The sequence below is a fragment of the Actinoplanes aureus genome (assembly GCF_015704865.1).
Classification (GTDB): domain Bacteria; phylum Actinomycetota; class Actinomycetes; order Mycobacteriales; family Micromonosporaceae; genus Actinoplanes; species Actinoplanes aureus.
On the sequence record NZ_JADQTO010000005.1, the window covers coordinates 123347 to 137779 of the forward strand.

At 71.0% G+C, this 14433-nt stretch carries 13 protein-coding genes; 7 read left to right on the plus strand and 6 right to left on the minus strand.

What is annotated here, in order from left to right; genetic code table 11:
- Window positions 1–2: 2 nt before the first annotated feature.
- Entirely contained in the window at window positions 3–1610 is a 1608-nt protein-coding gene (locus tag I4J89_RS12060; RefSeq protein WP_230858814.1) for a glycoside hydrolase family 10-like protein, read from the plus strand.
- 48 nt (window positions 1611–1658) lie between these two features.
- Here the strand turns inward: I4J89_RS12060 and I4J89_RS12065 are convergent, their stop codons facing one another.
- The 5 genes from I4J89_RS12065 to I4J89_RS12085 all read right to left on the minus strand — a co-directional run bounded on the left by I4J89_RS12065 (window position 1659) and on the right by I4J89_RS12085 (window position 6455).
- Entirely contained in the window at window positions 1659–2141 is a 483-nt protein-coding gene (locus I4J89_RS12065; RefSeq protein WP_196414005.1) for a hypothetical protein, read from the minus strand.
- Complete coding sequence (locus I4J89_RS12070) at window positions 2138–3376, minus strand: hypothetical protein (RefSeq protein WP_196414006.1); 1239 nt, start codon at window positions 3374–3376, stop codon at window positions 2138–2140. The genes I4J89_RS12065 and I4J89_RS12070 overlap by 4 nt, the downstream gene beginning before the upstream one ends.
- Window positions 3377–3517: 141 nt before the next feature.
- The gene (locus I4J89_RS12075; RefSeq protein ID WP_196414007.1) at window positions 3518–5152 is read right to left on the minus strand and encodes an ABC-F family ATP-binding cassette domain-containing protein; all 1635 of its coding nucleotides are present in this window, start codon (window positions 5150–5152) and stop codon (window positions 3518–3520) included.
- 26 nt (window positions 5153–5178) lie between these two features.
- The gene (locus tag I4J89_RS12080) at window positions 5179–5610 is read right to left on the minus strand and encodes a PPOX class F420-dependent oxidoreductase (RefSeq protein ID WP_196414008.1); all 432 of its coding nucleotides are present in this window, start codon (window positions 5608–5610) and stop codon (window positions 5179–5181) included.
- Between the two features lie 29 nt (window positions 5611–5639).
- Window positions 5640–6455, minus strand: a complete 816-nt coding sequence (locus tag I4J89_RS12085) for a PhzF family phenazine biosynthesis protein (RefSeq protein WP_196414009.1) — start codon at window positions 6453–6455, stop codon at window positions 5640–5642.
- Between the two features lie 171 nt (window positions 6456–6626).
- Here I4J89_RS12085 and I4J89_RS12090 point away from each other — a divergent pair, with 171 nt between their 5' ends.
- Window positions 6627–8042 carry a sigma 54-interacting transcriptional regulator gene (locus tag I4J89_RS12090; protein ID WP_196414010.1) on the plus strand — a complete coding sequence of 472 codons (1416 nt, stop codon included), beginning with the start codon at window positions 6627–6629 and terminating at the stop codon, window positions 8040–8042.
- 8 nt (window positions 8043–8050) lie between these two features.
- Window positions 8051–10003, plus strand: a complete 1953-nt coding sequence (locus I4J89_RS12095) for a vWA domain-containing protein (protein ID WP_196414011.1) — start codon at window positions 8051–8053, stop codon at window positions 10001–10003.
- Between the two features lie 243 nt (window positions 10004–10246).
- Here the strand turns inward: I4J89_RS12095 and I4J89_RS12100 are convergent, their stop codons facing one another.
- Complete coding sequence (locus tag I4J89_RS12100; protein ID WP_309238277.1) at window positions 10247–11206, minus strand: AraC family transcriptional regulator; 960 nt, start codon at window positions 11204–11206, stop codon at window positions 10247–10249.
- 450 nt (window positions 11207–11656) lie between these two features.
- Here I4J89_RS12100 and clsA point away from each other — a divergent pair, with 450 nt between their 5' ends.
- The 4 genes from clsA to I4J89_RS12120 are packed head-to-tail and all read left to right on the plus strand — an operon-like array spanning window position 11657 to window position 14424.
- A complete protein-coding gene (clsA, locus tag I4J89_RS12105) occupies window positions 11657–12259 on the plus strand; it encodes a cardiolipin synthase ClsA (protein WP_196414012.1) in 603 nt (200 codons plus the stop codon).
- On the plus strand, window positions 12256–13161 hold the full coding sequence (locus I4J89_RS12110; protein WP_196414013.1) for a DUF881 domain-containing protein: 906 nt from the start codon (window positions 12256–12258) through the stop codon (window positions 13159–13161). Before clsA ends, I4J89_RS12110 begins: the two co-directional genes overlap by 4 nt.
- Window positions 13158–13490: a small basic family protein gene (locus tag I4J89_RS12115; RefSeq protein ID WP_196414014.1), complete on the plus strand. Its 333-nt coding sequence runs from the start codon at window positions 13158–13160 to the stop codon at window positions 13488–13490. Before I4J89_RS12110 ends, I4J89_RS12115 begins: the two co-directional genes overlap by 4 nt.
- 7 nt (window positions 13491–13497) lie before the next feature.
- A complete protein-coding gene (locus tag I4J89_RS12120; RefSeq protein WP_230858816.1) occupies window positions 13498–14424 on the plus strand; it encodes a DUF881 domain-containing protein in 927 nt (308 codons plus the stop codon).
- Window positions 14425–14433 lie beyond the last annotated feature (9 nt).

Here is a 14433-nt window from a genome sequence, read left to right on the forward strand (position 1 = left end):
CGTTGCTCCGCAAGCCCCCCGCACAGATCGCACTGCTCTCCGCCGTGGTGCTGTTCGTGGTGGCGGTGCTCGGTCTCGGCCTGCTCCGGGCCGCGTTCTACGAGCCGGCCACGGCCGGCAACGAGGTCGTCCCCGCCGTGGAGGCCCCGGCGCGGACCGCCGCCGGGCAGTGCGGCCTCCAGCCGGTGCGCGCGGCTCGCGAGCTGCGCGGCATGTGGCTGACCACGGTCTACAACATCGACTTCCCGAGCCGGCCGGGACTGCCGCAGGCGCAGGTGAAGGCCGAGTACCTGAAGTGGCTCGACCTCGCCGTGGCGCAGCGGCACAACGCGATCTTCGTGCACGTCCGGCCCAGCGGAGACGCGTTCTGGCCGTCGAAGTACGCGCCCTGGTCGAACTTCCTGACCGGCAAGCTGGACGGGTCGGATCCGGGCTGGGACCCGATGGCGTTCATGGTCGACGAGGCGCACCGGCGGAACCTGGAGTTCCACGCGTGGTTCAACCCGTACCGGGGGACCCAGCCGGCCCCGTCCGGTGCCGGCGCCGACCTGACCAAGCTGGCGCCGAACCACCCGCTGCGCACCCGTCCGGAGTGGCGCATCGCCTACCCGACCGGCAAGACCGGCCGGCTCTACTTCGATCCGGGAAACCCGGACGCCCGCAGGTTCGTCGAGGACGCGATGCTGGAGGCGGTTCAGAAGTACGATGTCGACGGCGTCCACTTCGACGACTTCTTCTACCCTTACCCCGAAAAAGGGGAAAACTTCCCCGATGACGTGTCTTATGCGAAATATGGTGCTGGGAAGTCCCGTGCCGACTGGCGCCGGGAGAACGTCGACACCCTGGTCCGTGAGATGCAGCAGCGGATCCGCGAGATCAAGCCCTGGGTGAAGTTCGGGATCAGCCCGTTCGGCATCTGGCGCAACGGCGGCGAGGGCTCCGACACCAAGGGCCTGGAGAGCTACAGCGCGATCTACGCCGACACCCGCCGATGGGTGCGCGAGGGCTGGCTGGACTACATCGTCCCGCAGCTGTACTGGACGATCGGCTTCGACAAGGCCGACTACACCAAGGTGCTGCCCTGGTGGGTGAATACCGTCAAGGGCACCGGCGTGCAGCTCTACATCGGCATGGCCGACTACCGGGTGGGCGAGAAGGGCGACTGGAGCGACCCGGCCCAGCTCGACCGGCAGATGCGGCTCAACGACCAGTACGGCGTTCAGGGCCAGGTCCACTTCAGCGCCAAGCAGATCCTGGCGAACCGGCTCGGCTCCGTCGACCTGTACCGCGACCGCCACTACGCCTCACCCGCGCTGCTGCCCCGGATGGAACACCTGCCGGCTTCGCCGCCCGCGGCGCCGACCATCACCGGCGCGGCACGTGCGGACAACGGCTCGCTAGTCCTGGAGACGGCGCCGGGAGGCGGGGCCACGAGCTGGGCCCTTTACCGTACGGGTGACGGCGCCGCCGGTCTGGTGGCGACCGGCCGCGCGGGCACCGCGGTGGCCGACCCGAAGCCACCGGCCGGCCCGGTCACCTATTGCCTGAGCGGCCTGGACCGCTCCGCCAACGAGGGCCCGCTCAGCGCGCCCTTCACCGCCACGTCTTGACGCCCTGGCGCCGGTTTCCCGGCCGGCCCGAGGTGGCCTCGGCGATCGTTACCGGTCTCTCTTGAACACGACGACGAAACTCGCCACCAGGCCGGAGCACCCCAGCACGAGCAAGATCGTTAATATGGCGATATGGATCGCGGTGCGGTCTTCCGCTGATTCCATGGCATCGACGAATTCCTGGAGCCCCAAACCACACAGGATGCCGCTGATGACGCCGGTGATGTGCCAGGCGGGCGGCGATCGCCGCGGTCTCAGGTCGTCCTGGGCCTGCCGGACGTGCTGGGCGGATACGCTGTCCAGGTGATCTTGGCGCGCCATTTTGATGGCCTCGAGCGAGACGGTGCGCAGGTGCTCGGCGTTGACGTTCACCAGTTCGCGCGCACCTGCTGCCGAGAAGTCGCTCGGCCCACCCGGCCGACGCAGCTCCTCACCGACCTCGAAGGCGATGCCGCGAATCGCTTCCGTCGCAGTGGGTAGATCGATGGGGGTCGGGTTCACATGTCCGGCGGAACCGGCGTCCGGTGTCATCCTGGCGATTCCTCGCGGCGAATGGGAAGCCCGTGTAAGAAGTGGCTGACCTGAATGGCGACAGCGCCGAAGGCGACGACGGCCATCGGTGGACTCACGGTGTCACGCACTCGGCTCAACGCCAATGCGCCGTTCCACCGACGCACGATGGAGGACTCGATCTCCCGTTGCTCGTTCCGCAGCGGTGTGCGGATCAAAGCCGTGAGGAGAACGGCCATCGTCACCGCGCCGAGGGCGACGAAGAGGACGCCGATGACCCGGGCGCGGAGCGTTGCCGGGCCGGCATCGCCACCTGGGATGAGGAGCAGGTTTCTCAGCAGCCAGGCCAGGGCTGTCGAATAGGTGGCAGGGCGGCCGGAACACTCTTGCGCGCAGGCCGCGCGCTCCGTCTCGCTGACGAACAGCGCGGTCGCGGCGAGGGCGGCTCCCACGCCGCACACGAACGTGGCCACGAACGAGATGCCTGCCCTGGGCTGCGGATCCGGGACCGACAGGGTCGGGTAGTCCTGCTTTGCCATGAGATAGATGCCCGCGTCTTCACCCAGCCGCTCCGCCAGCACACGAGGGGCGGTGCGGGCCGCTTCCGTGGTCAGCCCCTGTCGGAGGATGATCAGTGTGTCGGCTCGCCGCTGCTGCTGCGCCGCCTCCAGCAAGGCGACTACCTCTCCGTCGGTTTCCGCATGGCACAGCGAAACCGACCAGAACTCGTCGGCCACCTGCTCCGAGGCATTGCTCTCGGCAACCGGCAAGCGACGCTTGCCGATCAGGATGGCCACGTCCACGATTATCTTTGTCACCGTCGAGACCTGAAGCAGGGTCACCCATCCCACCGAGATCAACACCGTGATGACTGCGGCCATGGGCGACACGAGGGCGATCAGGAGGGCCAGGCAGAGCCCGACGACCGGGGGAGCCAAGAAGGTGACGAATGCCCAATGGCGGTCGAGTGCGGAGAGGATTTTCGCCGTGCTGCCGAGTTCGGGTAGTCGCGGGGCGGCCCCGCCGGGCGGCCGCAGCAGTGCGAAGGAATCAGGTGAGCGCCAGATCAGCGTGCCCTGGCGGGCGGCGGCGTAGATCTGGACCGGCAGTGGGGCTCGGTCTCGCGTCAGCCCCGTGACGCTCCTCGGCCGATTGGCTGCGACGGCTGCCCTGCCGAAGGGGGAGCGGCGGACCGACCGGTACGCCCTCCTGCACTCGGAGAACGTCGGGTTCGGCGGACGTGGCGAGGTCCCCATGACGTCATGGTACGAGATCAATGTCTACTGGAGATCCCTGCATTCCGCCGGCGCGCCCGACGCTGAGCTGGGCGAATGCGGAAGTCGGCGACGGCGAATCCGGCGTCACTGCTCAGCGGACACCGGCGGCGGACGAGCCGGTCAGCCGGTGACCTTGCCGTCGGCGACCTCCAGGTGGCGGTTGGTGGCGACCGCCTCCAGCATCCGGCGGTCGTGCGTGACCAGCAGCAGCGTGCCCGTGTAGCTGGTCAGCGCGGACTCCAGCTGCTCGATGGCGGCCAGGTCGAGGTGGTTCGTCGGCTCGTCCAGGACCAGCAGGTTCACGCCGCGCGCCTGGAGCAGGGCCAGGGCCGCGCGGGTGCGTTCGCCCGGCGACAGCGACTCGGCGGGGCGCAGCACGTGCCCGGATCTCAGCCCGAACTTGGCGAGCAGCGTCCGTACGTCCGGGTCGTTCCATTCCGGCACCGCGGCGCCGAACGCCCTGACCAGGGGCTGGTCGCCGAGGAACAGCCCGCGGGCCTGGTCGACCTCGCCGACCACCACGCCGGGGCCGAGATGCCGGTCGCCCTCGTCGAGGGGGATCCGGCCGAGCAGGGCGGCCAGCAGGGTGGACTTGCCGGAGCCGTTGGCCCCGGTGATCGCCACCCGGTCCGCCCAGTCGATCTGGAGGGTGACCGGGCCGAGGGTGAAGCCGCCGCGGCGTACCACCGCGTCGCGCAGCGTGGCGACCACCGCGCCGGCACGTGGTGCGGCGGCGATCTCCATGCGCAGTTCCCACTCCTTGCGCGGCTCCTCGACCACCTCCAGGCGTTCGATGAGGCGCTCGGTCTGCCGGGCCTTGGCGGCCTGCTTCTCGCTGGTCTCGCCGCGATGCGCCTTCACATGCTTGTCACCGTCGGTGGCCTTGCGCCGGGCGTTGCGTACGCCCTTCTCCATCCAGGCACGCTGCGTCCGCGCCCGTTCCAGCAGGTCGTCCTTCTTCTCCGCGTACTCGTCGAACTGCTCGCGCGCTTGCGCCCGCGCCCGGGCCCGCTCCTCCAGATAGCTGCCGTAGCCGCCGCCGTACAGATTGACCTGCTGCTGGGCCAGGTCCAGCTCGAGGACCTTGGTGACGGTGCGAGTGAGGAACTCACGGTCGTGGCTGACCACCACGGCACCGGCGCGCAGCCCCGCGACGAAGGCCTCCAGGCGGGCCAGCCCGTCCAGGTCCAGGTCGTTGGTCGGCTCGTCGAGCAGGTAGAGGTCGTAGCGGCTGAGCAGCAGTGACGCCATCCCGGTCCGGGCCGCCTGGCCGCCGGAGAGCGCGGTCATCGGCAGGTCCAGCAGGCCGGTGAGACCGAGCTCGCCGGCGATCTGCTCGGCGCGTTCCTCCAGGTCGGCGCCGCCCAGATCGAGCCAGCGTTCGAGCGCGGTGGCGTACCGGTCGTCGGCTCCGGCCGCGCCCGCCGCCAGCTCCTCGGCGGCGGTGTCCATCGCCGCCTGCGCGGCGCCCACCCCGGTCCGCCGGGCCAGGAAGTCACGCACCGATTCGCCCGCCCGCCGCTCGCGCTCCTGCGGCAGATAGCCGACGTTGGCGGTGGGCGGGCTGAGCGAGAGGCTTCCGCTCTCCGTCGGGATCAACCCCGCGAGGGTACGCAGCAGCGTCGTCTTGCCCGCCCCGTTGACCCCGACCAGGCCGATCACGTCTCCTGGCGCGATCACCAGGTCGAGACCGGAGAAGAGAGTGCGGTCGCCGTGCCCCGCGGCGAGTTCCCGGGCGATCATCGTGGCGCTCATCAGGGGCAATCCTAGGCGCCGCCGGATCAGCCGAGTTTGGCGCCGTAGACGTGGTCGACGGTCATGGTGAGCAGGACGCGGCGGTCCGAGACCATCACCGAGCGGTACTCGTCCCAGTCGGGATGTTCGCCCGCGGCCAGACGGTAGTAGTGGACCAGCGCGTCCACCTCCGGGCCGTGCGGGTCGGTGGCCGGGCCGGTCAGTGTGGCGATGCCCTCGGCGGTGGCCCACGACCAGCCGTCCTTGCTGGTCACCTCGAGGGTCGCGCGGGGGTCGCGCCGCAGGTTCGCGGTCTTGGCGCGACCCTCGACGATGGAGACGTAGATGACGTCCTTCTCCCGGTCGTAGTGGTGCGTGACCGGGGAGAGCTGGGGCCGGCCGTCCGCCTTGATCGTGGCGAGGACACCGAGCTTGCTGTCCGCGAGCAGCGTGCGCGGATCGAACACCGTTGTCGTCATGTTCCTTGCCAAGTCCGGCCCGCCGTGACCTATTCCGGTATCGGGACGGCGGCGCCGCTGACGCGTACGCCCGGCTCGCCGGCCACCAGCCGGACGGTGATCCGGCTCGGGCGGCCGAGGTCGTCGCCCTGCCGCAGCAGCAGCGTGGCGTCCGGCCCGGCCAGGCCCAGCTCCCGCAGGTAGCCGCCGAACGCCGCCGCGGCCGCGCCGGTGGCCGGGTCCTCGTAGACGCCGCCGATCGGGAACGGGTTGCGCACGTCGAAGTCGGTGCCGCCGGCCCGGTGCACCAGCTGCACGGTGGTCCAGCCGCGATCGGTCATCAGCGCCTTAAGCGCGGGCACGTCGTAGGCCAGCTCGGCGAGGCGCCGGCGGCTGGTCACGGCCAAAATCGGGTGGTACGCGCCGGCGTACGCGACCCGGGGCGGCAGGGCCGGGTCCAGGTCGTCCGCGGACCAGCGCAGCGCTGCGAGGAGGGCCGTCAGGTCGTCCTCCGCCAGCGCCGCGACGGCCGGCGGAACGCTGGTCAGGGTCGCCACGCCATCGGCGACGACGACCGGCACCTCGCCCGCGTTCGTCACGAACAGGTGATCGCCGGGGCCGAGCGCGACCGCCGTGGCCACCGTGGCGTGCCCGCAGAACGGCACCTCGGCGAGCGGGCTGAAGTACCGCACCCGGTACGCGCCGCCGGGGCGCCCGGTCACGAACGCCGTCTCCGAGTAGCCGACCTCCGCCGCGATCGCCAGCATCTTGGCGTCGTCGAGCCCGGCCGCGTCCAGGACGACCCCGGCCGGGTTGCCGCCCGAAGGATCGTCGCTGAAGGCGACGTACCGCTGAATCTCCGTCATGGAAGTGAGCGTGCCGCGCGGCACGCACCGCGACCAGAGCCAATCCCGCGGGCCTGGATGTGTCGGCCCGCACAGCGAACCTCCCGTAGGCCCGCGCCGGCCGCCGCTGCCCCGGCCACGTCGAAAAAGTTCGGTCGTGGATTGTCATATCCCCGGAGTAGCGTTCTTGCGGTGACAGAGGCGATCACACCCATCCCACCCGCCCACCTGCCGCGCACCCTCGGCGAGCTCCGTGCCACCGGGCACGAGTTCCGCACGGTGAAAGAGGAACTGCGCGACAACCTGCTCCACCGGCTGCGCTCCGGCGAGCCGCGCTTCCCCGGCATCGTCGGGTTCGACGACACCGTGCTTCCCGAGGTGGAGCGCGCCCTGCTGGCCGGGCACGACATGGTGCTGCTCGGCGAGCGCGGCCAGGGCAAGACCCGCCTGATCCGGGCGCTGGCCGGCCTGCTCGACGAGTGGACGCCGTTCATCACCTCGTCGGAGCTGCGCGAGCATCCGTACCATCCGTTGACTCCGGCCGCCCGGCGGCTGGCCGCCGAGAGCGGCGACCTGCTGCCGATCTCCTGGCTGCACCGCTCCGAGCGGTATGGGGAGAAGCTGGCCACTCCGGACACCAGCGTGGGCGACCTGATCGGCGACGTCGACCCGATCAAGGTGGCCGAGGGCCGTGCCCTCGGTGATCCGGAGACGATCCATTTCGGTCTGGTGCCCCGGACGAACCGGGGCATCTTCGCGGTGAACGAGTTGCCCGACCTGGCCGAGCGGATCCAGGTGTCGCTGCTCAACGTGCTGGAGGAGCGCGACATCCAGGTCCGCGGCTACCAGCTGCGTCTCCCGCTGGACCTGCTTCTGGTGGCCTCCGCCAACCCGGAGGACTACACGAACCGGGGCCGGATCATCACCCCGCTCAAGGACCGGTTCGGCGCCGAGATCCGCACCCACTACCCGGTGGACCTGGAGCTGGAGACCGCGCTGATCCGGCAGGAGGCCGGGCTTGTCGCGTCGCTGCCGGAGCACCTGATCGAGGTGCTCGGCCGCTACACGCGGGCGGTGCGCGAGTCGCCGTCGGTGGACGCCCGGTCCGGGGTCTCGGCCCGGTTCGCGATCGCGGCGGCCGAGACGGTCGCCGCTTCCGCGCTGCGCCGGGCCGGTCTGCGCGGCGAGCGGGAGGCTGTGGCCCGCGTCTGCGACACCGCCTCGGTCACCTCGACGTTGCGCGGCAAGGTGGAGTTCGAGAGCGGCGAGGAGGGCCGGGAGGTCGAGATCCTGGCCCACCTGCTGCGGGTGGCGACGGCCGAGACGTTCCGGGCCCGGCTGTCCGGGCTGGACCTGTCCGGGTTCACCGACCTGGTCGCCGAGGGCGCGATCATCGAGACCGGTGACCTGGTCAGCGCCGAGGAGCTGCTCGCGCAGATCGGGACCGTGCCGGGCCTGGCGAAGGTGCTGGACCGGCTCGGCCTCGGTGACGCGCCGAGCCCGGGTCAGGCGGCCTCCGGGATCGAGTTCGCCCTGGAGGGGCTGCACCTGACCCGCCGGCTGGCCAAGGAGCTGACCGACGACGGCCGCACCATCTACGGGAGCTGAGCACCGTCATGAGTGGCAGTCGCTTTCGCTACGGGGCCTGGCGGGACGGGCCGGATCCGCTCGCCCCGCCCTACGACGTGCGTGGCGCCGTCGACGAGATGGGTGAGCGGGTTCTCGCCGGCGACAGTCTGCGGGACGCGCTGCGCGACCTGATCCGGCGTGGCCCGCGCGACGGCCAGGGCCTGGACGCGTTGCGCGAACGGGCCCGCCGGTTGCGCCGCGACGCGCTGCGCCGGGGCAACCTGGACGGTGCGGTCACCCGGGCCCGCCAGATGCTCGACCAGGCCTTGGCGACCGAGCGGGACGCCCTGGCCGGCCGCGACGACGACGCGGCCCGGTTCAACGAGGCGGTGCTGGACAGCCTGCCCCGATCGGTCTCCCAGGCCATTGCGGAGTTGTCCGAATATGACTGGGCCTCCGACGAAGCCCGGGCCATCTATCAGCAGATCCTCGACGGCCTGCGGCAGGAGGTGGTCGCACAACGCTTCTCGGGCATGCGGCAGGCGTTGCAACAGGGCGACATGACCGAAGTATCGGACATGCTGCGTGACCTCAACGACCTGCTCGGCAAACACGCTCGCGGCGAGGACACCAACGACGCCTTCCGCGACTTCATGGCCAAGCACGGCCGCTTCTTCCCGGACAACCCGGGCAACGTCGACGAGCTGATCGACTCGCTGGCACGCCAGGCCGCCGCCGCCGAGCGGCTGATGCGCTCGCTCAGCCCGCAGCAGCGCGAGGAGCTGCGGAGCCTGATGGAGCAGGCGCTCGGTGACGGCCCGCTGCGCGGGCAGCTCGCCCAGCTCAGTGACAACCTGCAAGCGCTGCGTCCCGGCCTGAACTGGGGGCGCGGCGAGCGGATGCGCGGCCCCGCCGACCTCGGGTACGGGGACGCGGCCTCCGCCCTCGGCGAGATCGCCGACCTGGACGAGCTGATCGAGCAGCTGGACCAGGACCATCCCGGCGCCACGCTCGACGATGTCGACGTCGAGGCGGTGGAACGCCAGCTCGGCCGGGGCGCCGCCGACGACCTGCGCCGGCTGCGCGAGCTCGAGCGCGAGCTACGCCGGCAGGGCTGGGTGCAGCGCGACGCGGACGGGCTCACCCTCTCACCGAAGGCGCTACGCCGGCTCGGCCAGACCGCCCTGACGAAGATCTTCCACGACATCGCCGGCAAGCGCGGCGAGCACGACATGCGCGACGCCGGCGCCGCCGGCGACCTGATCGGCTCGTCGCGGCGCTGGGAGTTCGGCGACGACCAGCCGCTCGACGTGGTGCGCACGATCGGCAACGCGGTCCGCCGCCGGGCCGCGTCGGGCGGCGTCGGCACCCTTCCGGTACGCCTGGAGCCGGACGACTTCGAAGTCGCCGAAACCGAGCGGCGCGCCTCGGCCGCGGTCGCCCTCTGCGTCGACCTGTCCTATTCGATGTACGCCGACGGCCGCTGGGGCCCGATGAAACAGACCGCCCTGGCCCTGTCGCACCTGGTGGCGACGAAATACCCGCAGGACGCGCTGCAGATCGTCGGCTTCGGCAAGTACGCGCAGACCCTGTCGCAGGGCGAGCTGGCCGGCATCGAACCGACGATCGAGAAGGGCACGAACCTTCAGCACGCGCTCAAACTGGCCGGCCGCCACCTGCGGCGCCACCCCGGCGCCGAGCCGGTGGTGCTGGTCGTCACCGACGGCGAACCCACCGCCCACCTGGAGGACGACGGCGAGGCGGTGTTCTGGTGGCCACCGCTGTCCGAGACGATCCAGGCCACCGTGCGCGAGGTCGACCAGCTCACCCGGTACGGCGTCACGCTGAACGTCTTCATGCTCGGCGAGGACCCGGGCTTGCGACGCTTCGTGGGCGCGGTCGCCCAGCGCAACGGTGGCCGGGTGTTCAGCCCCGATGCCGAGGAGTTGGGCCGCTACGTGATCGACGACTACGTCCGCGCCCGCCGGGGCCGTCGCTGACGGTCCCCGTTTGGCCGCTGCGCGCGCCCGGCGGCGGGCTCGGCTGCATGACGCGCCGAGTGGGCCTCCATCCGGTGGCTGGACACCAGCCGGGCGGCCCGGCGGCATGCGAAGAGAGCAGGCGGAGTTCGGCGGAAGCTCGGGCCGTCGGTCATGCACGTTATGGGGGTGGGGTGCGTGAGCTACGGCTGGCGGGCGGGCTGAAGCGCTCAGCGTGGGGTGGCTGGGTGCGGAGTGGGGTGGTCAGCGGTGCAGGGTTTCGGTTGGTGACTCGCCGTATTGCTGGCGGTAGGTGGCGGCGAAGCGGCCGGGGTGGGTGAAGCCGTACCGGTAGGCGACCTGGGCGACGGTTGTTCCCGGCGCGGCCAGACGTAGCTCGTCGTGCACCAGGCCCAGGCGGAGTTGCCTCAGGTAGGCCATCGGGGGCATTCCGGCGTACCTGCGGAAGCTCTGCTGCAGAGAGCGGACGCCGACGCCGGCGATTCCGGCAAGGTCGGCCACGGTGAACGGCCGGCCCGGCTGCGCGCGCATCGCCTCGACCACCCGCCGGATCGCGCCCGGCGCGGCAAGGGCCGGGCTGCGGCGGGCCAGCTGCTCGCGATAGCGGTGGCCGGTGGCCAGGATCAGGCCGGTGACCAGACTTTCCCGCAGCCGGGGACCGATCAGCGGGTGACCGACCAGCCCGCCGGCCGTGCCGGCGTCGGCGGCGATCATGCGGGCGAGCCGGGCCCAGCCGGCACCGGTGCCGCTTGTCACGTCAAGAACCGGCTCCAGGTGGACCGGGCCGCGCACCGGTGCGTCCAGGATCTCGGCGAGCTGGTTCTCCAGCTCCGGGCGAGCGATCTTCACCGCGATCATCCGGCAGTCGCCGTCCCAGCGGTCGACGATCGTCTCTCCGACCGGCTGGTACACCGCCGCGATCCCGCGTGTCGCGCGGCGGGGGTCGTCGCCGCCCTGATGCCAGGTGAAGCCGCTGGTTAGGGGCAGGTTGACGTGATAGGCGCCCAGCTCGCCGGCATGCACTCGCACGTCCACCCCGAACCGCAGGTCGCCCACGATGACCGGTCTGCCCCCGGCGACCGCGAAGGTGGCCGTCCAAGGGGATGAGTGGGCGAGCACGTCGACACCGACCGCGTAGAAATGCCGCGACAGAAAATCCCGGGCCTCGTCCACATCGCCGAACGAGTGAGTTGTCGCTCGCACGTCCTACAGCCTGTCCTTTCGGTGAGCACGACGCCAACGGGGTCCTACGCCAGCTGTCCCTTCGGTGCCCAAGCGGCGTGCGGGCTATCCCACCTTCACGTGCCACCCGGGAGGGGAACCACGCTCCCGGCCCGGCTGTCGCGGTGGGGCCTGGAGTGGCTGGGGGATCGCGCGGCTGGTGGGGACGGGATGAATTGTCGGGGGCGATCTGGGGCGTACCGATGAATGGTTATTGGGCGATGCGAAGCCGCCGGCAAGATGGTGGGCTAGCCTCCTAGGATGGCTTAGAGGGTGTGACTGCGCGTCGGTCGGGGGAACGCGGCTGGTTATAGTTGCTCGGCGAGCGACCGGAGAAGCGTGCGAACCCCTTCTGACGGGGAGCCGGCGCCAGGCGCCGTTGTTCGCGCGGGAGCCGGGCGGGGGCCGGGCCGAGGGGGAGAGGAAGTCGCGATGTCGCAGCAGCCTGCGCCGTCCATCGAGACCTCCAACCGGATCTGGACGCTTCCCAATGTGATCAGCCTGCTGCGGCTGCTCGGCGTGCCGCTCTTCCTCTATCTGCTGCTGGTCACCGAGAACGACGTGGCCGCGGTGATCGTGCTCGCGGTGGGCGGGTCCACCGACTGGGTGGATGGCTACGTCGCCCGGCGGATGAATTCGGTGAGCCGGCTCGGGGAGTTGCTGGATCCGTTCGCTGATCGGCTCTACATCCTGGCCACGCTCGTCGGGTTCACCGTGCGTGAAGTGGTGCCGTGGTGGCTCACCGGCGCGCTGTTGCTGCGCGAGGCGGTCCTCGGGGTGACGTTGCTGGTGCTGCGCCGCCACGGGTACGGTCCGCCGCCGGTCCACTATGTCGGCAAGACCGGCACGTTCGTGCTGCTCGCGGCGTTCCCGGTGATCCTGCTGGCCAAGGCGGTGCCGTCGATCGCCTGGTGGGCGAGCCCGGTCGGCTGGGGTCTGGCCTGGTGGGCGCTGGGGCTGTACTGGGCGGCGGCGGTGCTCTATCTGATGCAGGCGGTGCGGATGCTGCGCGCCGACCGGGTGGGCGAGTCGTGACGGTTCCGGATCCGGACGGCGGGTCGGGGAAACGGACGTTCGGCCCGGACTTCCTCACCGAGCTGTTCCGTAACCCGCTGGACCCGGGGTATGCCGACGCCGCCGCGCGGCGAGCCGAGTCGGGTGGGCGTACCGGGGCGCGCCGGCAGGCGGCCCGCGGGTCGGCGGCGGTGGTGCTGCTGCTGATCGGGTTCCTGCTGGTGGTGGCGTACCGGCAGACGGTGGCCGAGGAGCCGGCCCGGACCCAGGCGCGGCAGGAGCTGGTCGAGCAGGTGCAGCGGCGCCGGACCGGGACCGAGGAACTGCAGGCGCGGGCCGACAAGCTGGCGGGCGAGGTGGCCGAGCTGCGGGAGCGTTCGCTGAGCGACGCCGCGGTGGCCCGGCTGCGGGATCTGGAGGCGGCGGCCGGCCTGGCGACGGTACGCGGATCCGGCGCGAAGGTCACCCTGGCGGACGGGCCGACGTCGGTGGACCCGGTGACCGGGGAACGGCGTACCGAGAGTCAGGTGAAGGACACCGACCTCCAGCTGGCGGCGAACGCGTTGTGGGCGTCGGGGGCGGAGGCGATCGCGATCAACGGGGAGCGGCTGACCGCGACCTCGACGATCCGGCAGGCGGGCGAGGCCATTCTGGTCGACGTCCGTCCGGTCACCACGCCGTACGAGGTGGTGGCCATCGGTCCCGGCGATCTGGCCGACGACTTCCGGGACGGCTATGCCGGCCAGTTCTTCGAGACGCTGTCCGCCCGGTACGGCATGTCGTTCGAGGTGACCGAGGTGAAAGACGTGACTCTGGACGGGGCGGCCGAGCTGAAGTTGCGGGCCGCCGTGCCGAGTACTGCCCCGCCCGCGTCGCCGGGCCCCTCCACTTCTGAAAGCCCTGCGTCGGAAGGCGGCCGATGATCGCCGTACTCGCTCTGCTGGCCGGTGTGCTGCTGGGCATCGTGTTCAACCCGACGGTGCCGCCGGAGCTGGTGCCGTACCTGCCGATCGCGGTGGTGGCGGCGCTGGACGCGGTGTTCGGCGGGGTACGCGCGAAGCTGGACGGCATCTTCGACGACAAGCAGTTCGTCGTGTCGTTCATCTCGAACGTGCTGGTGTCCGCGCTGATCGTGTACGTGGGTGACCAGCTGGGAGTCGGCGGGCAGCTGTCCACCGGTGTCGTGGTGGTGCTCGGCGTGCGGATCTTCGGTAATGTCGCGGCGATCCGCCGGCACCTCTTCCGGGCTTAGGACGGCGATGAGCGATCGTGAGGATTCCGGCCGGGAGCTGCCCGTGGTGGCGGATCCGGCCGGGGACGAGGAACCGACGGTGAATCTGGACCGGGAGGGGTCACCCGATCCGTCGATTTCGGGTGCGCCGGAGGAAAAATCGCCGGAGTCCGTACCCGAAGAAAGTGATCTTGATCGCGCGGAGAGCGCGCACAGCGCGCCGAGCGAGGAGAGCGCGCAAAGCGCACCGAGCGAGGAGAGCAAGCGGATCCGGCGCCCGGCGCCGGCCGGAACCCTCATCTGGGTGCTGCTCGCGCTGCTGGGCTTCACCCTGGTGGTGCAGTTGCGCAGCAACGACGGCGACCACGGGCTGGCCAGCGCCCGGCAGGAGGACCTGGTCCGGATCCTGAGTGATCTGGAGGCGCAGGACGCCCGGCTGCTGGCCGACATCCAGAACCTGGAGGCGACCCGCCAGCAGCTCTCCTCGGGCGTGCAGGGCCGGGAGGCGGCGCTGGCCGAGGCGACCCGGCGCAGCGAGGAGCTGGGCCTGCTCGCCGGCACCGTGCCGGGCCGCGGTCCGGGCCTGGAGATCCTGCTGGACCGGGTGAAGGCGTCGGCGGTGCTGAACGCGGTGCAGGAACTGCGTGGCGCCCGCGGTGAGGTGATGCAGCTCAACGGCTCCAACGGGGCGGCGGTCCGGGTGGTGGCGTCGAGCTATTTCGTGGACGCCTCCGGCGGCGGGATCATCGCCGATGGTGTACATCTGACCGGACCGTTCCGCCTTCTGGTGATCGGCCAGCCGGAGACGATGCGCACCGCTTTGCAGATCCCGGGCGGGGTGGTCGCGTCGGTGCAGAAGGACGGCGGTAGCGTGACCATGGACTCGCGTTCCCTGGTCGAAGTGACCGCGGTGCGTAAGGCGGCAGCCTTGCAGTATGCGCGTCCGGTTTCGTGATTTACGGAG